23 protein-coding genes and 2 tRNA genes are annotated in these 25,360 nt (G+C 72.0%); 7 read left to right on the top strand and 18 right to left on the bottom strand.

The features are described 5' to 3' along the window. Positions 1-77 precede the first annotated feature (77 nt). Complete coding sequence (locus ABZ893_RS18040; RefSeq protein WP_361404128.1) at positions 78-1,745, top strand: long-chain-fatty-acid--CoA ligase; 1,668 nt, start codon at positions 78-80, stop codon at positions 1,743-1,745. Positions 1,746-1,800: 55 nt separating this feature from the next. Here the strand turns inward: ABZ893_RS18040 and ABZ893_RS18035 are convergent. From ABZ893_RS18035 to ehuB, 6 genes are all read right to left on the bottom strand, one after another. Next, positions 1,801-1,874, bottom strand: a tRNA-Lys gene (locus ABZ893_RS18035). Positions 1,875-1,936: 62 nt separating this feature from the next. After that, on the bottom strand, positions 1,937-2,695 hold the full coding sequence (locus ABZ893_RS18030; protein WP_361404126.1) for an IclR family transcriptional regulator C-terminal domain-containing protein: 759 nt from the start codon (positions 2,693-2,695) through the stop codon (positions 1,937-1,939). A gap of 207 nt (positions 2,696-2,902) precedes the next feature. Further along, positions 2,903-3,718 carry an ectoine/hydroxyectoine ABC transporter ATP-binding protein EhuA gene (gene ehuA, locus ABZ893_RS18025; RefSeq protein ID WP_361404123.1) on the bottom strand — a complete coding sequence of 272 codons (816 nt, stop codon included), beginning with the start codon at positions 3,716-3,718 and terminating at the stop codon, positions 2,903-2,905. Next, positions 3,708-4,325: an ectoine/hydroxyectoine ABC transporter permease subunit EhuD gene (gene ehuD, locus ABZ893_RS18020; RefSeq protein ID WP_361404594.1), complete on the bottom strand. Its 618-nt coding sequence runs from the start codon at positions 4,323-4,325 to the stop codon at positions 3,708-3,710. The genes ehuA and ehuD overlap by 11 nt, the downstream gene beginning before the upstream one ends. Positions 4,326-4,372: 47 nt before the next feature. After that, positions 4,373-5,119 (bottom strand): ectoine/hydroxyectoine ABC transporter permease subunit EhuC, encoded by a 747-nt coding sequence (gene ehuC, locus ABZ893_RS18015; RefSeq protein ID WP_361404120.1) that lies wholly within the window; start codon positions 5,117-5,119, stop codon positions 4,373-4,375. Further along, on the bottom strand, positions 5,116-6,033 hold the full coding sequence (gene ehuB / locus ABZ893_RS18010) for an ectoine/hydroxyectoine ABC transporter substrate-binding protein EhuB (protein ID WP_361404117.1): 918 nt from the start codon (positions 6,031-6,033) through the stop codon (positions 5,116-5,118). Before ehuB ends, ehuC begins: the two co-directional genes overlap by 4 nt. Before the next feature lie 109 nt (positions 6,034-6,142). Here ehuB and ABZ893_RS18005 point away from each other — a divergent pair, with 109 nt between their 5' ends. Continuing rightward, positions 6,143-6,643, top strand: coding sequence for a DUF3830 family protein (locus ABZ893_RS18005; protein ID WP_361404114.1), 501 nt, complete (start codon positions 6,143-6,145; stop codon positions 6,641-6,643). Here the strand turns inward: ABZ893_RS18005 and ABZ893_RS18000 are convergent. Continuing rightward, on the bottom strand, positions 6,630-8,033 hold the full coding sequence (locus ABZ893_RS18000; protein WP_361404111.1) for an amidase: 1,404 nt from the start codon (positions 8,031-8,033) through the stop codon (positions 6,630-6,632). The genes ABZ893_RS18005 and ABZ893_RS18000 overlap by 14 nt on opposite strands. Before the next feature lie 38 nt (positions 8,034-8,071). Next, positions 8,072-9,019 (bottom strand): D-2-hydroxyacid dehydrogenase, encoded by a 948-nt coding sequence (locus ABZ893_RS17995; RefSeq protein ID WP_361404108.1) that lies wholly within the window; start codon positions 9,017-9,019, stop codon positions 8,072-8,074. 283 nt (positions 9,020-9,302) lie between these two features. Between ABZ893_RS17995 and ABZ893_RS17990 the strand changes: the two genes are divergently transcribed. The 3 genes from ABZ893_RS17990 (at position 9,303) to ABZ893_RS17980 (ending at position 12,027) form a co-directional block, all read left to right on the top strand. Next, positions 9,303-10,112 carry an aspartate/glutamate racemase family protein gene (locus ABZ893_RS17990; protein WP_361404106.1) on the top strand — a complete coding sequence of 270 codons (810 nt, stop codon included), beginning with the start codon at positions 9,303-9,305 and terminating at the stop codon, positions 10,110-10,112. Beyond that, positions 10,109-10,840: a decarboxylase gene (locus ABZ893_RS17985; RefSeq protein WP_361404103.1), complete on the top strand. Its 732-nt coding sequence runs from the start codon at positions 10,109-10,111 to the stop codon at positions 10,838-10,840. Before ABZ893_RS17990 ends, ABZ893_RS17985 begins: the two co-directional genes overlap by 4 nt. A gap of 95 nt (positions 10,841-10,935) precedes the next feature. Further along, on the top strand, positions 10,936-12,027 hold the full coding sequence (locus tag ABZ893_RS17980; RefSeq protein WP_361404100.1) for an LLM class flavin-dependent oxidoreductase: 1,092 nt from the start codon (positions 10,936-10,938) through the stop codon (positions 12,025-12,027). A gap of 148 nt (positions 12,028-12,175) precedes the next feature. Here the strand turns inward: ABZ893_RS17980 and ABZ893_RS17975 are convergent, their stop codons facing one another. Beyond that, on the bottom strand, positions 12,176-14,131 hold the full coding sequence (locus ABZ893_RS17975; RefSeq protein ID WP_361404097.1) for an EAL domain-containing protein: 1,956 nt from the start codon (positions 14,129-14,131) through the stop codon (positions 12,176-12,178). A gap of 339 nt (positions 14,132-14,470) precedes the next feature. Here ABZ893_RS17975 and ABZ893_RS17970 point away from each other — a divergent pair, with 339 nt between their 5' ends. Further along, on the top strand, positions 14,471-15,727 hold the full coding sequence (locus tag ABZ893_RS17970) for a M6 family metalloprotease domain-containing protein (protein ID WP_361404094.1): 1,257 nt from the start codon (positions 14,471-14,473) through the stop codon (positions 15,725-15,727). Between the two features lie 248 nt (positions 15,728-15,975). Here the strand turns inward: ABZ893_RS17970 and ABZ893_RS17965 are convergent. From ABZ893_RS17965 to ABZ893_RS17930, 8 genes are all read right to left on the bottom strand, one after another. Next, positions 15,976-16,049, bottom strand: a tRNA-Lys gene (locus ABZ893_RS17965). Further along, on the bottom strand, positions 16,040-16,693 hold the full coding sequence (locus tag ABZ893_RS17960) for a bifunctional DNA primase/polymerase (protein WP_361404091.1): 654 nt from the start codon (positions 16,691-16,693) through the stop codon (positions 16,040-16,042). Before ABZ893_RS17960 ends, ABZ893_RS17965 begins: the two co-directional genes overlap by 10 nt. Positions 16,694-16,878: 185 nt before the next feature. Then, entirely contained in the window at positions 16,879-17,232 is a 354-nt protein-coding gene (locus ABZ893_RS17955) for a hypothetical protein (RefSeq protein ID WP_361404088.1), read from the bottom strand. A gap of 144 nt (positions 17,233-17,376) precedes the next feature. Continuing rightward, positions 17,377-18,660, bottom strand: coding sequence for an AAA domain-containing protein (locus ABZ893_RS17950; RefSeq protein ID WP_361404591.1), 1,284 nt, complete (start codon positions 18,658-18,660; stop codon positions 17,377-17,379). A gap of 122 nt (positions 18,661-18,782) precedes the next feature. Beyond that, positions 18,783-20,381 (bottom strand): hypothetical protein, encoded by a 1,599-nt coding sequence (locus ABZ893_RS17945; protein ID WP_361404085.1) that lies wholly within the window; start codon positions 20,379-20,381, stop codon positions 18,783-18,785. Then, the gene (locus ABZ893_RS17940; RefSeq protein WP_361404082.1) at positions 20,372-20,542 is read right to left on the bottom strand and encodes a hypothetical protein; all 171 of its coding nucleotides are present in this window, start codon (positions 20,540-20,542) and stop codon (positions 20,372-20,374) included. Before ABZ893_RS17940 ends, ABZ893_RS17945 begins: the two co-directional genes overlap by 10 nt. Further along, positions 20,533-21,660, bottom strand: a complete 1,128-nt coding sequence (locus tag ABZ893_RS17935; RefSeq protein ID WP_361404079.1) for a hypothetical protein — start codon at positions 21,658-21,660, stop codon at positions 20,533-20,535. Before ABZ893_RS17935 ends, ABZ893_RS17940 begins: the two co-directional genes overlap by 10 nt. Then, entirely contained in the window at positions 21,626-23,011 is a 1,386-nt protein-coding gene (locus ABZ893_RS17930) for a phosphatase PAP2 family protein (RefSeq protein ID WP_361404076.1), read from the bottom strand. The genes ABZ893_RS17935 and ABZ893_RS17930 overlap by 35 nt, the downstream gene beginning before the upstream one ends. A gap of 222 nt (positions 23,012-23,233) precedes the next feature. Between ABZ893_RS17930 and ABZ893_RS17925 the strand changes: the two genes are divergently transcribed. After that, positions 23,234-23,833, top strand: coding sequence for a histidine phosphatase family protein (locus tag ABZ893_RS17925; RefSeq protein WP_361404073.1), 600 nt, complete (start codon positions 23,234-23,236; stop codon positions 23,831-23,833). A 9-nt stretch (positions 23,834-23,842) separates the two neighbouring features. On the opposite strand, the gene ABZ893_RS17920 is transcribed toward ABZ893_RS17925, so the two are convergent. Then, entirely contained in the window at positions 23,843-25,237 is a 1,395-nt protein-coding gene (locus tag ABZ893_RS17920) for a tetratricopeptide repeat protein (RefSeq protein ID WP_361404069.1), read from the bottom strand. Positions 25,238-25,360 lie beyond the last annotated feature (123 nt).

The raw sequence follows: 25,360 nt of genomic DNA, 5'->3' as shown, positions 1-25,360 counted from the left end.
GCGGCGCGCACAGGTCACGGCATTGATCGTCTCCTGGGTCTCCACTTCTGATGGAGCGTCAATTATGGTGCGCGGTCATGGGTCCCATGAGGCGCACCGTCGCGGAACTCGTACTGGAACGATGGGGCGATCACCGCCCCGGACTGTGGTGGGAGGACCAGGTCCTCACCCACCACGAGGTGGTCGCGGGCGCGTCCGCGCGCGCCGCGCTCCTCGCCGAGCTACTGCCCCGGGGGACGGAGCCGCATGTCGGCGTACTCCTCGACAACACGCCGGAGTTCCCGCTGTGGCTGAGCGCCGCGGCGCTCGCCGGGGCAGCCGTCGCCGGCATCAACCCGACCCGGCGCGGCGCCGAACTGGCCCGCGACATCATGCACACCGAGTGCCGGGTCCTCGTCACCGAGCGCTCCCACCTGCCCCTGCTCGACGGGCTCGACCTGCCCGGCGTACGCATCCTCGTCACGGACACCGACGCCTACGCCGAACTCCTCAGGCCGTACGAGGGAGCCAAGCCGGATATCTCGGACGTCCGCCCCGACACCCGGATGCTGCTCTACTTCACCTCCGGCTCCACGGGCGCCCCCAAGGCCGCGATCTGCACCCAGGGGCGGCTGGCCGGCTCCGGACAGGTCCTCGTCGACCACTTCGGCGTGGGCCGCGACGACGTCCACTACATCTGTATGCCGCTCTTCCACGGCAACGCCGTGATCGCCGACTGGGCGCCGGCCGTCGCCGCGGGCGCGGGCGTCGCCCTGCGCGGCAAGTTCTCGGCCTCACGCTTCCTGAGCGACGTACGGCAGTACGGAGCCACGTACTTCACGTACGTCGGACGCGCCGTGCAGTACATCCTGGCCACCGAGGAGCGCTCCGACGACCGGGACAACCCGCTGCGGGTCGGCTTCGGCACGGAGGCCGGTGCGGTGGACGCGGCCCGCTTCGCCGAACGGTTCGGGGTGCGGCTCGTCGAGGGGTACGGGTCGTCCGAGGGCGGCGCGTCCATCTCGCGCGTACCGGGTACGCCGCCCGGCGCCATCGGCCGCGCGAATCCCGACGACGACCTCGCCGTCGTCGACCCGATCACCCGCACCGAGTGCCCCGCCGCCGAGTTCGACCAGGACGGCCGGCTCCTCAACGGCGCCGACGCGATAGGCGAACTGGTCAACCGCGGCCGCACCCCCTTCGAGGGCTACTGGCGCAACGAGAAGGCGGCCGGTCAGCGGGTGCGGGACGGCTGGTACTGGACGGGCGACCTCTTCTACCGGGACACCGACGGGTACCTCTACTTCGCCGGGCGCACCGACGACCGGCTGCGCGTCGACAGCGAGAACCTCGCCCCCGCGATGATCGAGAACATCCTGGCCCGCCACGAGCCGGTGGTCGCCGTCGCCGTGTACGGGGTGCCGGACCCGGTGGCCGGCGACCAGGCGATGGCGACGCTGGCCCTGCGGGAGGACCAGGACAGCTCGCTCTTCGACCCGCACGCGTTCACCGAGTTCCTGGGTTCGCAGGCGGACCTGGGTACGAAGATGGCGCCCCGCTTCATCCGGGTCACGTCCCAGATGCCCGTCACCGCGACCAACAAGGTTCACCGGGTGGGCCTGCGCCGCGAAGGCTTCCGCTGCGCCGACCCGGTGTGGTGGCGGCCGCCGGGGGAGGGCACGTACCGCCGCCTCACCGGCGACGACATAGAGGACCTGGCCGGCCAGTACGAGGAACACGGGCGGGCGGAACTGCTCGGCCGGTGACCGTCCGGACAACGTGAAAGGCCCCTCGCTCTCGCGAGGGGCCTTTCACTGTCTGTGCGCCGCCAGGGACTCGAACCCCGGACCCGCTGATTAAGAGTCAGCTGCTCTAACCAACTGAGCTAGCGGCGCTTGCTGACTCGTAAAGAATACCTGGTCCGGAGGGGTGCTTCCGACCACCCCCGGCCGGCTTCCTAGATCGCCAGGGAGAGGAGGACCGAGGCCGCTGCGCGGTTGAGGGTTTCCGCGGCCTGGTACAGGCGGTGGGCCTGTTCGATGGGGAGGGACAGCGCCAGGGCGCCTATGGAGGAGCCCGCTGTGATCGGGACCGCCGCGCACACCGTGCCCACCGCGTACTCCTGGAGGTCGAGCACCGGGACCGTCGCGCGCTGCGCGTCGAGCGTGTTCAGTAGGACGCTCTCGTTCGTGATCGTGCGCGAGGTGAGGCGGGCCATCTTGTGACGGGAGAGGTGGTCGAGGCGTCCGTCGAGATCGAGCTGGCCGAGCAGGCTCTTGCCGAGGGCGGTGGCGTGGGCGGCGGAGCGGAAGTCCACCCACTCGTTGACCACCGGGGTCGTCGGGCTCTGGGCGACGTGCGTGACGCCGACCTGGCCGTCCACGTACCGGCCGAGATAGATCGCCGCGCCCACCGTCTCGCACAGCCGGTCGAGGGTGCGCTGGAGGCTCGCCGTCAGCGCGGACTCCCGGCCCTGGGCGGAGCCGAGACCGTTCAGAGTCTCGCCCGCGACGTACGCGCCGTCCGTCATCTGCTCCACGTAACCGTCGCGGCGGAGCATCCGCAGCACCGGGGCGAGCCTGTCCGAGGCCAGTCCGGTCTCGCTTTCGAGCTCGGTGTCGGTGACCCCGACGCCACGGCTGCTGACGGTTTCGAGCACGCGAAGAGCGTGCCGCACCGATTCGCGCTGTGCGACCGGCTCGTGCTTCAGCGCCACGGCATCCCCCTGCAAGGACCGGTTCCGGACAGCTGGCCTTTGTCCACGATAGCCGCCAAGGCGCTTTTGCGGGGGGCCCGTTGACGACTTCTGTGGCACGCTCCGGCCCTGTCAGCAGGAGCGCGCCACTCTGGCATATGCCCAGGTCAAGCCCCAGGGCTCAGGCCCCGCGACTTACCGCGAGTCACTCCAGGCAGTCCCCGGTGATCACAGCACCGCACTGAGGAATTCCCGCGTCCGCTCGTGCTCCGGATCGCTGAAAATCTTCTCCGGCGGGCCCGACTCGATGACCCGGCCCGCGTCGAACATCAGGACCTGGTCCGAGATGTCCCGGGCGAAATTCATCTCGTGGGTCACGCACAGCATCGTGATGTCCGTGGTGTGCGCGATGTCCCTCAGCACGTCGAGGACACCGGCCACCAGCTCGGGGTCGAGCGCCGACGTCACTTCGTCGAGGAGCAGCACCTGCGGCCGCATCGCGAGCGCGCGGGCGATGGCGACCCGCTGCTGCTGACCGCCGGACAGCTGCGTCGGATACGCGTCGCAGCGGTCGCCGAGCCCCACCATGTCGAGCAGCTCGCGGGCCCGGTGCTCCGCCTCGTCCTTGGAGAGACCGAGGACGGTGACGGGCGCCTCCGTGATGTTCCGGAGCACCTTCATGTTCGGGAACAGGTTGAACTGCTGGAACACCATCCCGATGTTCTTGCGGACCTCGCGGACGTGCTTCTCGCCGGCCGGGACCAGCTTGCCGTTCCTGTCCTCGTGCGTGAGGTACTCGCCGTTGACCTTGATCGTGCCCTCGTCGGGCTTGATCAGCGTCATGAGGAGCCGCAGGATCGTCGTCTTTCCGGAGCCCGACGGGCCGATCAGCGTGACGTGCTTGCCGGACGCGACGGAGAAGTCCAGCTCGTCCAGGACGGTGTTGGAGCCGAAGCGCTTGACGACCTTGTCGAAGCGGATCAGCTCGCTGCCGTCCACCTTGGGGTTGGCCAGGTCTTCGGTCTGGTTCGGTTCAGCGGACAAGGCGTCGCTCCAGGGCTCGGAGGAGGAGGGAGGAGGGGTAGGCGATGACGATGAAGGCGATCCCCACGACGGTCAGGGCCTCCGTGTACTGGAAGGTCTGGGCCGCCTCCAGCCGGGACTTCTGCAGCAGTTCGAGCACGCCGATGCTGGCGAGCAGCGGGGTGTCCTTCAGCATCGCGATGACGTAGTTGCCGAGCGCCGGGATCACGCGGCGGATCGCCTGCGGCAGGATCACCACGGTCCACGTCCTGCCGTACGGCAGGCTCAGCGCCCGGGCCGCCTCCCACTGCCCGGCCGGCACCGCCTCGATGCCCGCGCGGTAGACCTGCGCCGTGTACGTCGAGTAGTGCACGCCGATGGCGATGATGCCGGTGGTCAGCGCGGAGAACTGGACGCCGAACTCCGGCAGCACGAAGTACATGAAGAAGAGCTGCACGAGCAGCGGGGTGTTGCGGATGAACTCGGTGACGACGCCCACCGGCCAGCGGACGAAGCGGGTCGGGGCGCGGAACGCGAGGGCCCAGACCAGGCCGACGCTGAAGGAGATCAGCGAGCCGAGGACGAGGGCCTGGAGGGTGACGAGGACGCCCTCCCAGAAGTGCGGCATGAAGTCCGCGACGGCGGACCAGCTCCAGGAGGTGGCTGCGAGGGTGATCACGCGTCGACACCTCCCGCGCTCGTCGGAACGGGTGCGGTCCGAGCCGGACGGCGGAGGCTGAGCCTGGCCGTGATACCGGTTCCCGGGTCGGGTCGCCGGCCGACGCCGGCCCTGGTCCTGCGTTCCAGCGCGCGCATCCCGCGCGTGAGCACGAAGGCGATCACGAAGTAGATGACGAGCGTGATCACGTAGATCTCGGCGCTCGACTGGGTGGCGAGGCGCACCAGGTACGCGGCGAACGACACGTCACCGATGCCGAGCAGCGACACCAGGGCGGTGCCCTTGAGCAGCTCGATCAGCAGGTTCGAGAACGGCGGGATCATCTCCGGCACGGCCTGCGGCAGCAGGATCAGCCGCAGCCGCTGCCAGGGGGTGAAGCTCAGCGCGACCCCCGCCTCGCGCTGCGCGGGCGCCACGGCGTTCAGCGCGCCCCGCACCACCTCGGCGCCGTACGCGCCGTAGCACAGGCCGAGCGCCAGGACCGCGGCCCACATCGGGACCAGCGACCAGCCGGCGATCTGCGGCAGGACGAAGAAGATCCAGAACATCAGGACCAGCGCCCCCGTGCCGCGGAAGACCTCGGTGTAGAAGCCGGCGACGAAGCGCACGATCCACAGCCGGTGGGTGCGGGCGATGCCCGCGACGAAGGCGACGGCCGTCGCGAGGGCCGCGCTGAAGAAGGTCAGCTGGATCGTGATCCAGATGCCCGGGAACACCCAGTTCTGCCACAGTCCCGCTGTCATTTGCACAGCTCCTCTGCGGTCAGCTTCGTCATCTCGGCCTGGGTGAACCCGAACGGCCGCAGGATGCGGAAGAGTTCACCGTTCGCCTTCATCTTGTGGATCTCCGTGTTGAAGGAGTCACGCAGCTTCGTGTCGTTCGGGCGGAACGTGAACCCGCCGCCGTCGACGTGCTTCTTGCCGCCGATCGTGGGCGCGAACGGCTCGGTGTGCTCGGCCCTGCTGCTCTTCTTCGTCACCTCGCGCGTGGTGAGCGCGGTGCCGGCGAACACGTCGATGCGGCCCGCCTCCACGGCGTTCAGGCCGGCGACCTGGTCCTGGAGAATGACGATGTCGCTCTCCTTGTAACCCGCGTCGACCGCGTAGCCGATCTCCGCGTAGCCCGTGCCGGTGCCGAACTTCGCCTTCGCCTTCACGCAGTCGGCGTAGTTGTGCAGGTTTTTCGGGTTGCCCTTGCGGACGATGAAGGAGTCGAGCATCTGGTACTCGGGGTCGGAGAAGATGACCTGCTGACAGCGCTCCTTGTTGATGTACATCCCGGCCGACACCACGTCGAACTGCTGGACGCGCAGACCGGGGATCAGCGAGCTGAAGTCGGTGGCGACGGGCTGGACATGGTCGACGCCGAGCCGCTTGAAGATGACCTTGGCCAGTTCCACCGCCTCACCGGTGAAGGCGCCGTTGTCGTCGATGTAGCCGTACGGCACCTCGCCCGCGATGCCGAGTCGCACCGTTCCCTGGCTCTGGAGCCGGGCGAGCGTGTCGCCGCTCGGTACGCGGCCGCAGCCGGCGGCGCCGAGAGCTCCGGCCGTGCCGAGAGCGGTGGCACCGACGAACAGAGAACGTCGGGGTATGCCCCTTCTGTCGCTTGGCTGGCTTCGGGTTCCTGCGGTGACTTTCCATTTAGGTGGAGCCATGGCCGCGCGGCTACCCGACTCGACACAACCTATGCCCGTGATTTCAAGCCCCTGTCGCGGGCGAGGCGGACTTGACCCGCAGGGGCGCCCGGGGTCGAACATGGAGGGCATGGCCGACCGATACATCGAAGTCTCCCTCGCCAAGCGGGGAGTTCAGTGCACGGCAAAGCTGCTCGACGACCGCGCACCGCTGACCTGTGCGGCGGTGTGGGAGGCGCTCCCGCTGGGCTCGGACGTCTACCACGCGAAGTACGCGCGCAACGAGATCTACGCCCTCTTCGAAGCGTTCGCCGACCGGGAGCCGCCCCTGGAGAACCCGACGATCACCCCCATCCCCGGCGACCTCTGCTACTTCTCCTTCAACGGCACGCAGTTGGGCTCCAAGTCCTACGGCTACGAGGAAGGCGCCGACCTGCGGGCCGGCGCCACCGTCGTGGACCTGGCGCTGTTCTACGAGCGCAACAACCTGCTCATCAACGGGGACGTGGGCTGGGTCCCCGGCATTGTCTGGGGCGAGGTCGTGGAAGGCCTCGACCGGATGGCCGAGGCCTGCCAGGACCTGTGGCGCGCGGGCGCCCTGGGGGAAACGCTGCAATTCAGGCGAGCGTAGGAGGCTGAATCCCGGCGATCCCCGCCTCGTAAAGGGTGTGCGCGGCGCGCAGGACCAGCGCGTCCGCGTGCCGCGCGCCCACGATCTGGAGGCCGATCGGCAGCCCGTCCGGATCCGTGCCCACGGGGACGGTCGCCGCGGGCTGCTGCGTCATGTTGAACGGGTACGTGAACGGCGTCCACCCCGTCCAGCGCCGGAACCCCGACCCCGCCGGCACCTCCACCCCCGCCTCGAACGCCGTGAGCGGCATCGTCGGCGTCACCAGCAGGTCGTACGACGAGTGGAACCGGCCCATCCGGCGCCCCAGCTCCGCCCGCACGTCTACCGCCGCGAGATACGCGAGCGCGCTGTACCCGGACCCCTTCGCACAGATCTCGCGCAGCCCCGGGTCGAGCAGGGCGCGCTGCGCCGGCGAGAGGTGCTGCGTCACGCGCGCCGCCCCGCTGAACCACAGCGTGTGGAACGCCTCCACCGGATCCGTCACGTCCGGATCGGCCTCCTCGACGTACGCCCCGAGCCCGGCCAGCCCCTCGACCGCCCGGCGGACCGCCGCCGCGACCGCCGGACGTACCGCGACCTGACCGCCGAACGACGGCGAGAAAGCGACCCGCAGCCCCCGCACCCCGCCCCGCAGCCCCTCCCGGAAACCGCCCTCGACCGGCGCGAGCTGAGACCAGTCACGCCAGTCAGGACCGGCGATCACGTCCATCATCAGCGCCGCGTCCGCCGCGTCCCGCGTCAGCGGCCCCACGTGCGAGAGCGTCCCGAACGGCGACGCGGGATAGAGCGGCACGCGCCCGTACGTCGGCTTCAGCCCGAAGATCCCGCAGAACGACGCCGGGATCCGGACCGAGCCCCCGCCGTCCGTGCCCAGGGACAGCGGCCCCGCACCCAGCGCCACCGCCGCCGCACTGCCCCCGCTCGACCCGCCCGAGGTCCGCGAGACGTCGTACGGATTGCGGGTCACGCCGGTGAGGGGCGAGTCCGTGACGCCCTTCCAGCCGAACTCCGGCGTCGTCGTCCGGCCCACGAACACGGCGCCGTGCTCCCGCAGCCGCGCCACCGACGGAGCGTCCTCGCCCCACGAGCCCTCCGCCCGCACCGTGCGCGAGCCGCGCAGCGTCGGCACCCCGCGCTGGAGCAGCAGGTCCTTCACCGACACCGGGACCCCGTCGACCAGGCCCTGTGGCTCACCCTTGCGCCACCGCTCCGCGCTCGCCTCCGCCTGTTCGAGCGCGGCCCCCGAGTCGGTCCGCGTGAACGCGTTGACCGCCGGGTCCACCTCCTCGATGCGGCGCAGGACGGCCCGCGTGGCCTCCACTGGGCTGAACTCGCCCTTGCGGTAGCCGTCGACGAGCGCTTCCGCGGTCAGCTCGGTGAGGTCGGTCATCCGCTCTCCTCAGGTCGATCCGGGTGCGCGTGGATCGGTCAGTGTCCGGGGACATACCCACGTTTCTTGTCGACCACGTTCGGCAGGGGCTCGCCGGACTCCCATTTCCCGTAGAACTCGACGAACTGGCGGGCCAGTTCGTCCCGCCAGCCGACCGTGTCGCCACTCATGTGGGGGGACACGATCAGACCCGGCGCGTCCCACAGGGCACTGTCGGCGGGCAGCGGCTCGTGCTCGAAGACGTCGAGCGCGGCGCCCGCGATCCAGTGCTTGGCCAGCGCCTCGGCCAGGTCGTCCTCGACGACGAGCTGACCCCGGCCCACGTTGATGAAGCGGGCGGACGGCTGCATCATCCCGAAGAACCGCGCGTCGAACATGCCCCGCGTGTCGTCGGTCAGCGGCGCCGCGCACACCACCCAGTCGGCGCGGGTCACAAGGCGGCCGAGGTCCGCCGGGCCGTGGACGCCGGGCCGCGCGGTGCGGCCGACCAGCGCCGTCGTGACCCCGAGCGCCTTCAGCGTCGCCGCGATCGCCCGGCCGATCGGGCCCGAACCCACCACACAGGCCCGCGTCCCCGAGACCCGCTGCGTCTCCCGGTGCCGCCACACCCGCTCGCCCTGAAGCGCCAGCGTGCGCGGCAGGTCCTTGGCCATGGCGAGGACGAGCCCGGCGACGTACTCGGCGATCGGCTGGTCGAAGACGCCGCGCGCGTTCGTCACCACCGTGTCCGACTCGGCGAGTTCCGGGCACATCAGCCGGTCGACGCCCGCGCTCGCCGTGTGCACCCAGCGCGGGCGCGGGCCCTCGCCGGGCCAGGCGCGGCGCACCGCGTCGGACAGGAAGTCCCAGACGAGGAGCACGTCGGCCGAGGGGAGCAGGCCGGCGAGCGTCGACTCGTCGGCGTGCACGATCCGCGCTCTCCCGGTGAGCGCGCCGAGGCGCGGCGGCGGGTCGTCGTCGAGCACCAGCAAGGTCACTTCGGGCACAAGCTCTCCGGTCGTCGTCGGGCCGGGTGCGGAACGGGAATTCGGGCCGGGGCAGGAACAGTGATTCGGGCCGGTCATGGGGCCGTTCAGCGGCAGAAACCGGCGCGCCACGGGGGTCCGTCGAACACAGGGGAAAAGTATGGATTGACCACGCTGGCACCCGAATCTACCTTCGTCAACAGAGGCACGTTTTCGTCGCCCGCACTCTGTCCCCACGTCCCGGCCCGTCGGCCGGCTCTCCGCAGCATCGTCTCGAACCTTCAAGAGACCTGGGGCCTGCCCTATGGACGTCTCCTTCCTCGGCGGACCGCACCCTCAGCGCGGTGTCGGTGTCGTCGCACCCTTCGACTTCGCCCTCGACCGCGAGCTGTGGCGCTGGGTCCCCGACGAGGTGTCACTGCACCTCACCCGCACCCCGTACGTGCCCGTCCAGGTCAGCCTCGACCTGGCCAGGCTGGTCAGTGAACACGAGACCCTGGGGGAGGCGGTACACGCGCTCAGCGCGGCGGAACCCGAGGTCATCGCGTACGCCTGCACGTCAGGCAGCTTCGTCGGCGGCATCGCGGGCGAACGCGCCATGTGCGAGGCCATGTTCCGCTCCTGCGAGCTGCCCTCCGTCACCACGTCCGGCGCGCTCCTGGAAGCCCTCGACGAGCTGGGCGCCCGCCGCATCGCCCTGGTCACCCCTTATACGAGGTCGGTGACCGAGTCCCTAGAGGAGTACCTGGCCGAGGCCGGCGTCACCGTCACCGGGCGCGCCTTCCTCGGACTGACCCGGCACATCTGGAAGGTTCCGTACCGGGACGTGGCCGACATGGCCAGAGAGGCCGCCCGCCAGGCGTGCGACGCGCTGTTCATCAGCTGCACCAACCTGCCGACGTACGACGCCATCCCCCAGCTGGAGGCGGAACTGCGGACGCCGGTGCTCTCGGCCAATCAGGTCACGGTGTGGGCGGCGCTGCGCAGGCTGGGTACCCGTGCCGTTGGGCCCTATCAGGCGCTGCTCGACGAAACAGCACGCCAGTGGCCGGCCCGCGAGCTGCCGCAGGAACCGGCCCGTGAGCTGCCGGAAGAACAGGAAGGGTGGGCATGACCGCAGTCGGATTTCTCTACCCGGGGCACTCCGCCGAGGACGACTATCCGCGCATCGAGATGCTGATCGACAGTGACGTCAGGCTGCCGCTCGTCCACACCGACATCGGTGAGGACGCGCACCGGGTCGACGCGCTGATCGAGATGGGCTCACCGGAGCGGCTGGCCGCCGGGGTCGAGGAGCTGCGGCTGTCCGGCGCGGAGGCGGTCGTGTGGGCGTGCACCAGCGGCAGCTTCGTCCGGGGCTGGGAGGGCGCGCTCGAACAGGTGCGGGAGCTGGCGGTCGCCGCGGGCCTGCCGGCGTCCAGCACCTCGTTCGCCTTCGCGCACGCGGTACGCGAGGTGGGCGCGCGGGGCGTCGCCGTCGCGGCGACGTATCCGGAGGACGTGGCCGGCCACTTCGCCGCGTTCCTGAAGGCGGCGGGCGTCGAGGTCGTGTCCGTACGCGGCAGCGGCATCATCACGGCGGCGGAGGTCGGTACGTGGGGATGGCCCGAGGTGCTCGCGATGGCGCAGGCGGGCGATCATCCGGACGCGCAGGCGGTACTCCTGCCGGACACCGCCCTGCACACGGCGGCCTTCGTCCGTGACCTGGAGCAGGAACTCGGCAAGCCGGTCCTGACGGCCAACCAGGTCACGGTGTGGGAGGCGCTGCGGCTCGCGGACCGCCGGGTGAACGCGCCGGCGCTGGGCGTGCTCTTCACGAAGGAGCCGCTGGTGCAGGCGTGAGCTGGGGGTGCGGTCGTCCTGGCGGTGGGAATAAACCGGAGCCATCCTCCGTTAATCCCGGACGCACATCGCACCCGTACTTCCAGGAGGACTCCGTGGCCGGTAACGACGAGATCCGGGCGACCGCCCAGGGCACCGCCCCCGTGCCCCTCTCGGTGCTCGATCTGGTGACCGTGGGCGCCGGCCGGTCCGCCACCGACGCCCTCCAGACCAGCGTCGAGATCGCCAAGCTCGCCGAGAACCGCGGCTACCACCGCTACTGGGTCGCCGAACACCACTCGATGCCCGGCGTGGCCTCCTCGTCGCCCGCCGTGCTGCTCGCCCACCTCGCCGCCCACACCGACCGCATCCGCCTCGGCTCGGGCGGCGTCATGCTGCCCAACCACCCGCCCCTGGTGATCGCCGAGCAGTTCGGCACCCTGGAGGCGATGGCCCCGGGCCGCATCGACCTCGGCCTCGGCCGCGCCCCCGGCACCGACGGCGCCACCGCCGCCGCCCTGCGCCGCACGGACCGGCTGAACGAGGGCGCCGACGACTTCCCCCAGCAGCTCGCCGAACTCACCCGCTTCCTCGACGACGACTTCCCCGACGGCCACCCGTACGCACGTATCCACGCGGTCCCCGGCCCGATCCAGTCGACGTCGCCCGGCGGGGTGCAGTCCCCGCACCGCCCGCCGATCTGGCTCCTCGGCTCCTCCGGCTTCAGCGCCCGCCTCGCCGGCGTCCTCGGCCTGCCCTTCGCGTTCGCCCACCACTTCTCCGGGCAGAACACGGTCCCGGCCCTCGACCTCTACCGCGAGTCGTTCCGTCCGTCCGCCGTACTCGACAAGCCGTACGCCCTGATCGGCGTCTGGGCGCTCGCCGCGGACGAGGAGAAGGAGGCCTACCGCCAGATCCTCGCGGCCGCCCTCAACATGGTCCGCCTGCGCTCCGGCTTCCCCGGCCTCGTCCCCACCCCCGAGGAGGCGGAGACGTACGCGTTCAGCCCGATGGAGCGCGAGTTCGTCGACAACTGGAACTCGAACGTCATCCACGGCACCCCGGACGCGGTCCGCGCCGGCCTCGACGACCTCCAGAAGCGCACCGGCGCCGACGAACTGATGCTCACCGCCAACGCCCACACCGGCGAGATCCGCCGCCGCTCGTACGAACTCATCGCGGACGAGTACGGCCTGCCGCGGGCCTGACCTCCGGCGACCCGGGCCCGCCTCCCCTCACGGAGCCGAGCCCGGCGCGGCGCTCAGCCATCCTGTCCGCTCCCAGCACACGGCGGCCGGTTCGAGACCCGGCACCCCGGTGCCCGTCTCCCCTCGCGGAGGCGGCCCCCGGTCCGCGTCAGGAAGCCGTCAGCAGTGCCGAGATGCGGTCCGGTGTCACCGGTCGTGAGTACAGCCAGCCCTGGCCCGTGTCGCAGCCGATTTGGCGCAGGCGCGTCGCCTGTGCCGTCGTCTCCACGCACTCGGCGGTCACCGTGAGGCCGAGCCGGTGTGCGAGCTGCACCATCGCCTCGACGATCACGGCGTCCGCGGGCGTCGCGTGCTCGGCCCCCTCGTCGTACTGGAAACCGCGCACGAACGATCCGTCGAGCTTCAGAGCGGACACCGGGAGCCGGCTCAGATAGGCGAGGTTCGAGTAGCCGGTGCCGAAGTCGTCGATCGCGATGTGCACGCCCATGTCGCTCAGCGCGTGGAGGGCCTGGAGCGGGCGCCCCGCCGAGCCCATCACCGCCGACTCGGTGAGCTCCAACTGGAGCAGTTCGGGGGAGAGGCCGGTCTCCGCGAGGACCTCGGCGACGTCCGCCACCAGGTCCGAGTCCCAGACCTGACGCACCGCCACGTTCACACTCACGTAGACCGGCGCCTCCGGATGGTCCAGCTGCCAGCGCCGCGCCTGCCGGCACGCAGTGCGCAGGATCCACCGGCCCAGCTGGACGATCGAGCCGTCCTCCTCCGCCAGGCCGATGAACCGATTCGGCGCGAGCATTCCGAACTGCGGATGGTTCCAGCGCACCAGCGCCTCCACCCCGCGCAGCATCCCGTCGCCCAGATTCACCAGCGGCTGGTACTCCAGGACGAACTCGCCCCGCTCCACCGCCGGACGCAGGCTCGACGCCAGCGCCTGCCGCGTCATCCGGTGCGCGTTGCGCTCCGGGTCGAAGAGCGTCCAGCGGGACTTGCCGTCGGCCTTCGCCCAGTACAGCGTCGTGTCCGCGGCCTGCATCAGACCCGTAGCCGTCGTGCCCTCGACGCGCCGCTCCACCACTCCGATGGACGCCGACAGGGCGAGCCGCTGCCCCGAAAGGTCGAACGGCTCCTGGAGCGCCCGCAGCACCGAGTCGGCCAGCGCCGACAGCTGTTCCGTGCCCGCCGAGTCCTCCACGAGGAGCGCGAACTCGTCACCGCCGAGCCGCGCGACCAGCGGCGCAGCCGAGCCCCGGCCGTAGCCGATCCGGTCGGCGCAGCGCGTGAGCCGCTCGGCGACGGCGGTCAGCAGCCGGTCCCCGATGCTGTGCCCGAGCGTGTCGTTGACCGCCTTGAAGCCGTCCAGGTCGAGATAGCACAGGCCGATCCGGCCGGTCCCCGCCCCGTCGTACGCGCCCGCTTCGAGCGCGGCCGAGAGCCGCTCGAAGAACAGCGTGCGGTTCGGCAGCCGGGTGACCGGATCGTGCATCTGCAAGTGCCGCAGCCGCTCCTGGAGTTCACGGCGGGCGCTGATGTCGGTCAGCGACAGCAGCACCGTACGGCCGCCGGGCACCGGCGAGACGGTGACCTGGACCCACACCGAGTGCCCGTCGGCGTGCTTGATCCGCCGCGTGCACGTCAGCCGCGCCTGCCGCCCGCGCAGCACTTCGCGGTACGTGTGCCAGGTACGGGAGTCGGAGGCCAGGTCGACCAGCTCGGCCGCCATGCGCCCGCGCAGCGCGCCCGGGTCGTCCCCGCCGAGCATCCCGGCCAGCGCCACGTTCGCGGTGACCACCTGGCCCTGCCGGTCCACGACGGCGAGCGCGAGGGGCGCGGCGAGGAAGGCGGCGACGTAGGGGGCGGGCGGCGGCGCCGGAGCGGGCGGGGGTTCGACGCCGAGCGCGTCATGGGTCCGGGCGTCGAGGCCGGTACGCACGGTGTCGGGGGCGGGTGCGTGCGACGGCACGACGCCGGAACTCTCCGTGATCGCGCGATGGATGGATTCGGATGGCGCGCCGGCCGCTGTCGTCGGCCCTTCGGACATTCCGCTCACCGCTCGCTCCCGCAGTGCAGTCGTTCCGGGGGTCCGGGAGGGTTGCTCCCGGGTCATCAACAGTCCGGGTGGCGAACGGCTTTGAGGGCCGGGCCCGCGCAGGAAAGTGTGCCGATCATAGAGGGAGGCCCGAGGCGCGATCCAGCCTTGCCCGTCCGATCGGCTTGTTCAGGGGCCGTCCGGGTCAACCGGCAGATCGTTTCTGCTCATGCCTGGCACCGCTCGTTCCGCGCCGCGACCGCAAGTGACGTTCTGTGACCGCTCGGGGTGTCGCCCCCTCACTCTGCCGGGTCAGATAAACAGGGCGTATTACTACAAACCCCCACAGTCTGGGTTGGGTGTCCCGCTTTCCCCATCCCGGAGGTCGACTTGCCGCGCCCGCTGCCACTCGGGGGAGTGGAGAAGGTTCGCCCGCGCTCCGTCGGCGCGGCCCTCACCGCGCTCACCGCTCTGGCCGCCACGTCCCTGGTCGCGGGCCCTGCGACCGCCGCCCCCTACTCGGGCCCGTGCGCGCTCGAGCGCACGTCCGCCCACCACTCCGAGGGCCTCGACAGCTGGAACAGCGACTACCCGCGCCCGCTCGGGACGCTCAACGCGGTGATGGTGTTCCTCTCGTTCCCGGACTCCAAGCCGGTCATCACTCCCGCCGAACTCGCCGCCGACCACTTCCCCGCCACCACCGAGTTCTACGACCGGGCCTCTTACGGCAAGTTCCACCTGATCCCGCACGTGGAGCGCCGCTGGCTCCAGATGCCGCACCCCTCGACCTCGTACGCCATAAAGCGGGACTGGGACACCGCGCACCGCACCAAGTATCTGCGCGACGCGCTCGCAGTGGCCGACCCGTCGACCGACTTCAGCAAGTACGACCTCGTGTACTTCGTCGCCGACCCGGACGCGCCGGGTGTCGACTCGGACGCCACGAAGGTCGTCAACTTCGACCAGCCGATGCACGCCGACGGCACCGACATCCGCCGTGTCGTCACCGTCTTCGAGAAGCATCCGCCCGACCGCAACGTCCTCGCCCACGAGACCGGTCACGTCTTCGACCTGCCGGATCTCTATCACCGGCCGTCCGACAACAAGGGCGACTGGGACACCTACGTCGGTGACTGGGACGTCATGGGCAGCCAGTTCGGGCTCTCGCCGGACTTCTTCGGCTGGCACAAGTGGAAGCTGGGGTGGCTGGACCGGCGGCAGGTCGCGTGCGTGAAGGGTGTCGGCAGCCGGCGGCTGACCCTCGAACCCCTGAGCACCGGGCCCGCGCGGACCGGCGGCTTGGCTCCCGGGCTGACCCCGACGACGTTCGGCACGGGTGACGGCACGAAGCTCGCCGTCGTACGCACCGGCCGGGACAGCGCGATCGCCCTGGAGGCCCGGAACGCCGCCGGCAACGACACGGCGACGTGCTCCGAGGGCGTGCTCGTCTACCGGGTCAGCAACGACACCGCGTCCGGCGGCGGCCCTGTCCAGGTGTTCGACGCGCATCCGCACACGGCCGCGTGCTGGGGCGACTCGGTCTACCCACCGCTCGCGGACGCACCGATCCAGGTGGGCGAGACGTACACGGTCCCCGGCCAGAGCGTGCGCGTCGAGGTGGAGGGCCGCACACCGTCGGGCTCGTGGACGGTCAAGGTCACGACGGGCGGCTGACGCCTGAGCTTGAGCGGATACGCAGGAAGCCCCTCGCTTCCGCGAGGTGTCGCGAACATAGCGAAGGCCCCCCACTTTCGTGGAGGGCCTTCGCCTGTCTGTGCGCCGCCAGGGACTCGAACCCCGGACCCGCTGATGCTGCATCTCCCGGGGGATAACCCCCGGACCCCCAGCCGCGCCCGGGGCGTCGGGGCGAGCCTGCATATAGCGAAGGCCCCCCACTTTCGTGGAGGGCCTTCACCTGTCTGTGCGCCGCCAGGGACTCGAACCCCGGACCCGCTGATTAAGAGTCAGCTGCTCTAACCAACTGAGCTAGCGGCGCCTGCTGACGTCGTAGACATTAGCATCCTGATCCGCGCCAGGAAAAATCGATACCCGGACCGAGGGTTTGGCGCTAGCGCGAGCCGCCTTGACGCAGGCCCAGAGCAGGACCTCGGGTCCCGGGAGCCACGGGCTGGTGGTGTCCGGGGCGACTAACCAACGGGAGTCCGCGCGGTGTCGGCCGGGCTGTCCGTCGCCCCGCTCGGTGCCGCCGGCCGGGGGCGGGACCGTCACCGCGTCGCCGGTGCCATGACACAGCAGGGGAGGCACGGCGGGGCCCCACTCCTCCCACTCCAGGAGCGACGGCAGCCGCTGCGCCGTGCCGGGGGCGGCGAACAGGAGTACGCGGCCCCGGTGCGCGGCGACCGGGCCCGAGCCCGGCCCCTCCTCCCACAGGGCGTCGAGCATCCGGCGCCCGAATATCGACGGCACGTTCACCACGTCGAAGGCGGTGCCGCACGGCAGCACGACCGGCGCGCCGGGCCGTGACTCCCAGAGCGCGAGCGTGCTGCGCGGATACGTGCCCGCCGACGCCAGCCACGCGGCGCCCTCACGGGTGGCGCCCGCGATGTCGAATCGGTCGAAGTCGAACCGGTCGAACCGGGTCAGCTGTCCGGCGTTGCCGTGGGGGTGTGTGGCGCTCATGGCATCTACGTCTACCGGCGGTGAGCGCGCGGTTTCCCAGGGTTGCCGGAAATCGGGACAGGAAGGGGCGGGGTGGAGTATCTTGCCCCGCTGGCATATGCCACTCGATCTTTTCGGGTGGAGTGTGTGGGGGTGTGGGCAGGGGGCTCGGGTCTACGACCCTACGGCCCTACCGCTCTGCGGCTCTACGGCCGGTTCTCCGCCGGGCCGCGCAGCAGGTCTCTGCCGAACTCGACCATCTTCTTCGCGTAGTCCTCGGTCCAGTGCGCGCGCTCGGCGATCGCCGCGGTCGTCAGGCGGTCGAAGCGGCGCGGGTCGGCGAGCTGCGCCGCCGCTATCGCCTGGAACTCCACGGAACGGTCGGTCGCGGCACGGAACGCGTGCGTCAGCTCCGTGGCGCGGGAGAGCAGCTCGCGCGGGTCCTCGATCGACTCCAGGTCGAAGAAGTGCTCGGGGTCGGCGGCGGCCTCCGCGGGCTCGAAGAGCAGCGGGGCCGGGCGCATCCGCCTCTGGGTGGGGGCCCGCTCGGGGTCGCCCATGATGTTTCCTCCTCGTACGGTCCGCGGTCCGGCGTCGCCGCCGGGGCCACCTTCCATTCTCCCCAGCGCCACGAGTGCGCAGTCCACCGGTGTTCAGGCGTCCATGTCACCTGGTGATCAGAGGGACCCGGCTCACCAGGGCATTCAGGGTCTCCACGTCACCCGGTGTTCCGACAGCCGCGCCAGCACCGCGTGGTTCGCCTCCCAGCCGTCCGGGAACTTGACCGTGACGCCGAGCTGGACCGGCTCCGTGGAGGGGTGGTCGTCGAGGAGGTCGGTCACGCCCGCGCGGCACACGACGATGCACGCGTGCCGGTGGCGGGACGCGAGCACGCACAGGCGGCCCGTCTCCAGGTGGAACGCCGTCGCGTCGGGGCGGCCCGACAGCGGGTGCAGGACGACCGTGACGTCGAACTCGCGGCCCTGCAGCCGGTTCGCCGTGTCCACGGTGACGTCCGTGACCCCGAGCTCCGCGAGCGCCGAGCGCACCGCCGCCGCCTGGTCGCGATGCGCCGTGCCGACCGCGATCCGGTCCGCCGTGAGCGGTGCGGGCTCGGGCCCGCGCTCCGAGACCGTGGCGCCGCCCCGGTCGATCAGCCGCCGCACCACCAGGGCCAGCGCCCGCACCGCCTCCGGGTCGGTACGGGGCGTGTGTGCCGCCGGGAGTTCGAGCAGACCCCAGCCCGACTCCGCCGCCTCGTCGATCACCCGGTCGGGCCCCGACCCGTCCGACGCCACCGCGAACCCGAGGCTGCGGTCGCCGTGGTCCGTACCGCTGCGGAACGGGGTGTACGGGTAGAACGCGCCGGAGACCAGCGGTGCGGCGGACGCCGGCAGGCGCCAGGACACCGGGAGCCGGTGCTGCGGCAGCTCGGGGTTGTGCGCGAGCAGCGTCGTCACCGCCGACGCCGACGGGTCGTACGACAGGCCCGCCCACTGCTCGGCCCCGACGATCGCGAACGGGTCCAACTGGCCCGGGTCACCCACGAAGAGTGCCCGCTCGAACAGGCCCGCCACGGCGAGCAGCGCGTCCGACCGCATCTGGTACGCCTCGTCGACGATGGCGTGCCGCCAGGGCGCGACGTCCTTGACGTGCGCCCACTTCGCGGCGGTCGAGATGACGACCGGGAGGGGCGCGAGGTCGGCGGCCTTGGTCGACTTACGCACGTTCGCCAGGTCGTCGAGCGCCTTGTCGTACGGGTCGGCGTCACTACTGTGCAGTCGGCCGACGGGCAGCTCCGGGTTCTTCTCGGCGAGGCGCAGGACGAGGTCGTCGACCTGCGCGTTCGTCTGCGCGATGACCATCAACGGGCGCCCGGCGTCAGCCAGTTCGAGCGCGGCGCGCACGACGAGCGTCGACTTCCCGGCGCCGGGCGGCGAGTCGACGACGGTGCCGCGGGCGGTGCCGTGCAATGTGTCGCGGAGGATCGCGTCCGTTGCGGCGGCTGCCGCTGCGGAGGGGGATTCGCCGTCCGTCGCTTGTTGTCCGCGGGTCGTCGTCGGCTGGTCGCGCAGTTCCCCGCGCCCCTCTAGGGGCGCATTCACGGCCGTCACAGCACATCCTCCGGGGTCATGACATCGGGAGCCTCAAGAACCGCGCCGCCCGCGTCGTCCGTACGCGGCGGCCCCCCATGCGTCCACGGTGTCTCCTCCGGGTCCGGCAACTTCGGGCCGCCCCGTTGCTCGTGCTCGAAGAGTGTGAAGCACACCCGGTCGCCCTTCTCCGGGACGGACCCCGCGTCCGGCTCCTTGCCCCGGCCCATCTTGTCGAGGACGCGCAGGACGACCCCGCCCTCGTCGTCGTACGACACGAATTCCGCCGCCTGCGGCTTGCCGTCCAGCGAGCGGTACACCTTCGTGCGCTCGCCGAGATGCGGCACGTCGTCGGTGCGGACGGTGATCAGGGGGCGCGGCCGGTTCTTCTCGTTGTACGCCGGTACGGACTCGGTCACCTCGCCCGCGAACGCCTCGCCGCTCAGCCGGCGCCCGGCCATGACCAGCGGGTCGTCGAGCGCCTCCTGCGCGTCCAGGCGGGCCTGCTCGCGCTCGCGCGTCGCCAGCTTGTTCGCCGCCGTCACCGCGTCGTCGCGGCGCGGCTGCGGCGGCTCGCCCGCGGCGACCCGGTCCCGGTGCCCGGTGAACGACCACCGGTCCCGCGTCCAGCGCTCCGCGGCACGCGGCCCCGCGGGGAGCGTGCACAGGGCGTCGAGGCCGCGCCACACCGCGTCCCACGTCGGCCGGGTCCGGCTCTCGACGAGCGCGTGGATCTCCCTCTCGGCCGCCGTCAGCCCGGCAAGCCGGGTGTCCGCCTCCACGGCGTCCTCGGCGGTGGCGAGCGCGGCCCGCGCCTTGTCGTACCGCTCGATGGCGGGCGCCAGCAGCTGGTTGTCGAACGCCGGGTCGGTGGCCGGTCCTGCGGGCGGGCACAGGAGCTGGCCGTGCGCGTCCCGCGACAGCTCGGCGCGCAGAGCCGCCTCGGCGCCGGACGTGCCCTCAGGCGCCTCGATCCAGGCGAGCAGCGCGCCCAGGTGCTGGTCCTCCAGGGTGGACTGGCCCGTCGCCCAGTGCCGGGACAGCAGGTCCGTCATGGCCAGGAGCAGCGCGGAACCGGGAACCCGGGCCCGCTCCCCGAAGTGCGTGAGCCAGCGGCCGAGAAGCGGAACGCGCGGCGGAGCCGGATAGGGCGCCTCCGGTTCCTGCTCGGCGGTACGGCGGAAACGCATCGAGCGCCCGAGGAGCCGCACGAATTCGATGCCCGCGCGGCTCGGCACGATCAGCTGCGGCGCGTCCGCGCACAGCTCGACCTCGACCTTGACCCGCTTGCCGGTCTCGGGGTCTGTCTCGTTGCGCTCCGCTGCCTCCACGTCGGCCGCGAACCCGTCGACGTACGGCAGGACGACGCCCGCAAGCTCGGCGAGGAACGCGAAGCGGAGGTCGCGGTCGCGGGGCTGGGGCACGACGAGGAGCCGGGGCGACGTGCGCTCCGTGCCGACGAGTGCCCCGAGCGGCGCGCCCGCCTCGCCCGCCGTGATGAGCGGGACCAGGACGAGGGGCCGCTGTGACAGATGCCGGTGCCGGACCGTCGCGAGGGGCTGAGCCCGCCCACTCTGTACGGCCTCCAGGCGGGCCAGACCAGTGATCAGCGACATGCGGACGCCACCGCCTTCTGAGAGTCCAGCGCCTCGGCCCGCGACTCCGCCGCCCTGCGCAGCGCGTGCGCGTCCCCGGCCCGGCCGTGCGCCGTCGTGAGGGGCTGCACCCGCCCGCTCTGTACGGCCTCCAGGCGGGCCAGTCCGGTGATCAGCGACATACCGGCGCCACCCCCTTCTGAAAGTCCAGCGCCTCGGCTCGCAGCTCGGCCGCCCTGCGCAGCGCGGCGACCGCCGGATCGCGCGGGTCCCCGGCCTGGCCGTGCGCCGCCGCGAGGACGCCGTCGACCGTCGTCAGGCCGCCCAGCTCGGCGCGCAGGCCCCGGCCGAGTGACGTGACCGCCCCGGCCGCGCGGGCCCGGTCGCGGCAGTGGAACGCCAGCTCGCACGCGGCCAGGCACTCCGGCGCGTACGTCGCCGGCACCGCCTCGACCGCCTCCGTCAGCTCCTCCGCGGGATGCGTCACGTCGAAGCACGTGCCCTCGGGCAGCGCGTTCGCGATGTCCTCGATACGGGTGAGCCGGTCCAGCTGGCGCCGCGTCACGGACACCTGCTTGCGTACGTCGACGGCGGACGCCGCCGGAAGGTTGCTGAAGTCCTTGGGGCAGACGAGCACGATGCGGTGCCCGATGCGAGGGGGTGGGTCGAGATGTGCGGCCACCCGTTCGAGCGCCAGCACGTACACCGCCGCCTGGCGGGCCGCCGCGCCGACCTTCGCCGCGTCCGCGCTCCCGTCGATCATCGGGAAGGACTTGATCTCGACGACCGTCCACGTCCCGTCGGGGTGCACCACCACCGCGTCCGGTTCGAGGAACGCCGGGGTGCCCGCGACGTCCAGGGCGAGCATCGGGTGCTCCAAAAACGTCCACGCGCCCGCGTCCGCCGCCGCCTCGCGCAGCGCCAGCGCCGTACGAGCCGTGCGGCCTTCGGGACCCGCCGCCGTCAGATCCGGCGTACGGGCCTCGCCCGGCACCGGCTCCGGGCCGCCGCCGAGCCGCTCGCGCACCAGCCGCAGCAGCTCCGTGCCCCCGTCCGCCTTGACCTTCGCCTCGAACGCGTTCCCCCGCGTCAGCGCGAACTGCGACTGGCCGAACCCGGACGGGGAACCCAGCGCGTCCGCGAGCTTCGCCTTGTCGACGCCCGCCCCGTCGAGCAGCGCGCGCCGCCTGCACCCCGGGTTCGCCGCGAGCGCGGCCAGCGCCCGCGCGTCGAGCGGACGCGGCGGGACGTCGGCGCCGCGCAGCTCAGCCAACTGGTGCCGGAGCGCCGTCCCCCGCATCCGCGGGACGGGCTCCGGAGCCGCCGCCCGGTCCTGCACTGGCCTTGCGCTGTCGGGGAATTCGCTCACCCGTCGAAGTCTGGCACCCTCCACTGACAATCGAGGAAACAATCGGGGATGCCCCCGGGAAGTGAGAGGCGGAAGGCGCAAGTCCGGACTCCGGCGACCCCGGCGAGCGGGCGCCGGAAGCGGCACGTCCGGACTCCGTCGACCCCGGCGAGCGGGCGCCGGAAGCGGCACGTCCGGACTCCGTCGACCCCGGCGAGCGGGCGCCGGAAGCGACACGTCCGGACTCCGGCGACCCCGGCGAGCGGGCGCCGGAAGCGGCACGTCCGAGCCCGGACGCCCCAGCCGTGTCCGAATCGGAGGCGACGCGTCCGCCCCCCGAAGCCCCCGAAGCCCCCGAAGCCCCCGAAGCCCCCGAAGCCCCCGAAGCCCCCGAAGCCCCCGAAGCCCCCGAAGCCCCCGAAGCCCCCGCCAGGCCGCCGCCCCGCACCCGCCGCCCCGCCGCGAATCCGCCCCAAACCCGCACCCGCACCCGCTCCCGCAGCCCCGCCGCCCCCCGCAGCACCGGTCGGCTCACCACGTACCCGAGCCCCATCACCGCCACCCCGGCCAGCGCGTCGAAGAGATAGTGGTTCGCGGTCCCCATCACGACGAACGCGGTGATCAGCGGGTATGCGACCCCGGCCGCCCGGGTCAGCGGCGTACGGCCGTGGCGCCACAGCATGAAGCCGCACCACACCGCCCAGCCGACGTGCAGGCTCGGCATCGCCGCGTACTGGTTCGTCATGCCGCCGAGGCCGCGCGGAGCGCTCGCGTCCGCGCCCCACCAGCCCCACGAGCTGTACTGCGCCATGGTGTCGACGAAGCCGTGGGCGGGGGAGAGAAGGCGCGGCGGGCAGGTCGGCACGAGCGTGAAGCCGATCAGGCCGATCACGGTGGAGGTCATCAACCAGGTGCGGGCGGCGCGGAAGTGCGCGGCGCGGCGGCGGAAGAGCCAGATCAGGATGCCCGGGGTGACCAGATAGTGCAGGGAGGCGTACCAGAAGTCGGCGGGGACGCCGATCCAGGCCTCGGCGGTGAAGAGGCGGTTCAGTGGGTGTTCGAGGTCGATACGGAGTGCCTTCTCAGCCCGGAGTATCGCGAGGCCGTGGCCGACGGCGGTCGCCGTGTCCCCGCGTACGAGGAGCCGGCCGGCCGAGTAGGCGGCGTACACGAAGACGATCAGCGGAAGCTCGGTCCACCAGCGCAGCCGGCGTGTCTCAGGGGCGGGCGGTGCCTCCGGCCGTATCTCCGCAGGTGCCTCCGGCCGTGTCCCCGCAACGGGCCGTGCCTCCGTCTGCGCCATCCGGCCGCTCCCCCTTTACCCCTCGTACAGCCGTACGTGACCCCCTGGCCGCTTCGCGGCGTATGTGATCACCGGGAAGGGGCGTTACCGATCATGCAAGACGCGTTGATCGTCCGGCAGGTTGCCTGCGTCCCAGGTGAGGCGATGATGAGGTGAGCGGGCACGCCCGGCCCGACGTCACGGCGCGGGGCGGCCCTTGTCACGCCCTCGGAAAGGTCCCCCATGGCACCGCGCATCCTGCTGGCCCGGCACGGACAGACGGAATGGTCGCTGTCCGGGCGGCACACCGGCAGGACCGACATCCCCATGCTCGACGAGGGCCGCCGCGGCGCGAAGCTGCTCGGCGAGCGGCTGCACCGGTCCCCGCTCGACGGACTCCCCGGCGCCGAGGTACGCACGAGCCCGCTGGCCCGCGCCCGCGAAAGCTGCGACCTGGCCGGCTTCGGCGACCGGGCCACGGAGTGGGACGCCCTCATGGAATGGGACTACGGTGCCTACGAAGGCCTGACCCCGGCGCAGCTCCAGGAGCGGCGCCCCGGCTGGTTCCTCTGGCGGGACGCCGTGCCGGAGGGCGAGACGCTGGAGCAGGTGACCGCGCGGGCCGACGAGGTCGTGGCCTGGGCGAGATCCGCCGACCGGGACGCCCTCGTGTTCGCGCACGGCCACATCCTGCGCTCCATCGGCGCGCGCTGGCTCGGCCTCCCGCTGGATTTCGCGGCCCGCGTCCGCCTCGACCCGGCCTCCCTCTCCGTCCTCGGCTGGGCCTACGGGGAACCGGCGATCGAGTCCTGGAACGACACCGGCCACCTGACCGGCCGGTGACGCGGGGGCTCAGACCGCCCGAGGCGCCGCCGCGTGCTGCTCCAGGAACGCCGAGACCCCCGACGCCCTGCGGTGCGGAAGCAGTACGCGCGCGGTGGTCGCCAGCATCGACTGGATGCGGGACGACTGCACCTCCGTCAGCAGATGCAGGACCCGCATCCCCGCGTACGCGGCCTCGTCGGGGTGGCCCGCACGCGCCAGGTCGTCGGCGAGTTCCGCCGTGTACAGGGCGATGTTCCGGGTGAAGTGCGGGTCCTGGAGAGCGGCGGCGCGGCGCGCGTGCCGGGCGGCACGGGTCCAGTCGCCGAGCGCCGAATAGCACTGCGCCTCCAGGCCCTCCAGCTCCGCCTCGCCGTAGAAACTCATCCACTCCGGGTCGTCGTCCGACTCCCCGCGCGCGAAGAGCGCCTGCGCCCGGGCCAGCGCCCGCTCACACCCCGTACGGTCCCCGAGCCCCGCCCAGCCGCCCGCTTCGCGCAGCGCGAGCAGCGACAGCAGCCGGGGCGAGGCCAGTCGGGACGCGACCCGCGTGGCCGCCTGCGCCGCCCGCACCGCCTCCCTCGGCCGCCCGGCGTCCCGCGCGAGGAAGGACGTGTTGCAGAACGCGTGCGCCTCCAGCGCCGGATCGCCCGCCATACGCGAGGTGGCCAGCGCCTCCGCGTAATGCGAGCGCGCGTCGTCGAAGCGCCCCGAGTCGTGCGCCAACCAGCCCACGGAGATGGCGAGTTCACCCGCCCCGGCCTGGAGCCGCTCGGCCGTGCCGGGCGCCGCCGTCCCCGCGTCGAGCAGGGCGAACGCGGTACGCAGCGGAGTGGCGGCCCGCCGGTAGAGGCCGTCGGCGCCGTGCCGGTCGTCGAGCAGCCGGATCCGGCGGATGGCCTCCTCGACCGCGCCGACGCCGGCCTCGGACGCCGCGCGCCCGCCGCCCGCCGCGGGATGCCGTGCCGTGTGACCCGCCGGGCCGTCGGACGCGATGCCGAAGGGTGCGAGAGAGGCGATGGCCACCGTGGCCGTCCCTCCGGTCATGAAGGACCGACGCCGCACGTCGCTCTCCTCGTCGTGGTGCGGGAACTCGTACTCGGTGCGCGGGAGAGGGACGGGCTCCGCGGGGCGTGCCGCGCGGCCGCGGACGGCCGAGCGGGGCGCGAAGCCCAGATCCGTGAGCGAGCGTCCGGGGAACATGTGCAGGAACACCCGCTCGTACGCGTAGTTGGGGCAGCGGATCTCGCCCGCCTCCACGCGTCCGATGTACCGGGCGTCACAGCTGACGCTCTCGCCGATCTCCCGGGCGGCCCGTCGTACCGAGGCCGCGAACTCGCCCGGTGAGCGCTGACCGCGCAGCTGCCTGAAGGCGAGATTCGGCCGCGGGGACTGCGTTGACGATGCCACCGGTGACGGCGTCATGACCGGGCCCTCTCGTGCGAACCGTGCCGGATCACCGGGGAGTTGAGCGCCATGGGACCCAAGAGCAACCCCTGTTCCGACGGGGCACGAAGGTACCTGCTGTAAACGCTCCGACACGCAGTG

Source organism: Streptomyces sp. NPDC046821 (assembly GCF_040645335.1).
Lineage (GTDB): Bacteria > Actinomycetota > Actinomycetes > Streptomycetales > Streptomycetaceae > Streptomyces.
The sequence above is the reverse complement of the archived record's forward strand: the minus strand, read 5'-3'. Positions and strand labels throughout refer to the sequence as shown.

What these genes read in the sequence shown, in the direction of transcription:
- ABZ893_RS18040 (WP_361404128.1), top strand. Translation starts at nt 78, where the DNA reads ATGGGTCCCATGAGGCGCACCGTCGCGGAACTCGTACTGGAACGATGG.
- ehuD (WP_361404594.1), bottom strand. Translation starts at nt 4,325, where the DNA reads ATGCCGCACTTCTGGGAGGGCGTCCTCGTCACCCTCCAGGCCCTCGTC.
- ehuC (WP_361404120.1), bottom strand. Translation starts at nt 5,119, where the DNA reads ATGACAGCGGGACTGTGGCAGAACTGGGTGTTCCCGGGCATCTGGATC.
- ehuB (WP_361404117.1), bottom strand. Translation starts at nt 6,033, where the DNA reads ATGGCTCCACCTAAATGGAAAGTCACCGCAGGAACCCGAAGCCAGCCA.
- ABZ893_RS18005 (WP_361404114.1), top strand. Translation starts at nt 6,143, where the DNA reads ATGGCCGACCGATACATCGAAGTCTCCCTCGCCAAGCGGGGAGTTCAG.
- ABZ893_RS18000 (WP_361404111.1), bottom strand. Translation starts at nt 8,033, where the DNA reads ATGACCGACCTCACCGAGCTGACCGCGGAAGCGCTCGTCGACGGCTAC.
- ABZ893_RS17990 (WP_361404106.1), top strand. Translation starts at nt 9,303, where the DNA reads ATGGACGTCTCCTTCCTCGGCGGACCGCACCCTCAGCGCGGTGTCGGT.
- ABZ893_RS17985 (WP_361404103.1), top strand. Translation starts at nt 10,109, where the DNA reads ATGACCGCAGTCGGATTTCTCTACCCGGGGCACTCCGCCGAGGACGAC.
- ABZ893_RS17975 (WP_361404097.1), bottom strand. Translation starts at nt 14,131, where the DNA reads ATGACCCGGGAGCAACCCTCCCGGACCCCCGGAACGACTGCACTGCGG.
- ABZ893_RS17960 (WP_361404091.1), bottom strand. Translation starts at nt 16,693, where the DNA reads ATGAGCGCCACACACCCCCACGGCAACGCCGGACAGCTGACCCGGTTC.
- ABZ893_RS17955 (WP_361404088.1), bottom strand. Translation starts at nt 17,232, where the DNA reads ATGGGCGACCCCGAGCGGGCCCCCACCCAGAGGCGGATGCGCCCGGCC.
- ABZ893_RS17945 (WP_361404085.1), bottom strand. Translation starts at nt 20,381, where the DNA reads ATGTCGCTGATCACTGGTCTGGCCCGCCTGGAGGCCGTACAGAGTGGG.
- ABZ893_RS17940 (WP_361404082.1), bottom strand. Translation starts at nt 20,542, where the DNA reads ATGTCGCTGATCACCGGACTGGCCCGCCTGGAGGCCGTACAGAGCGGG.
- ABZ893_RS17935 (WP_361404079.1), bottom strand. Translation starts at nt 21,660, where the DNA reads ATGCGGGGGACGGCGCTCCGGCACCAGTTGGCTGAGCTGCGCGGCGCC.
- ABZ893_RS17930 (WP_361404076.1), bottom strand. Translation starts at nt 23,011, where the DNA reads ATGGCGCAGACGGAGGCACGGCCCGTTGCGGGGACACGGCCGGAGGCA.
- ABZ893_RS17925 (WP_361404073.1), top strand. Translation starts at nt 23,234, where the DNA reads ATGGCACCGCGCATCCTGCTGGCCCGGCACGGACAGACGGAATGGTCG.
- ABZ893_RS17920 (WP_361404069.1), bottom strand. Translation starts at nt 25,237, where the DNA reads ATGACGCCGTCACCGGTGGCATCGTCAACGCAGTCCCCGCGGCCGAAT.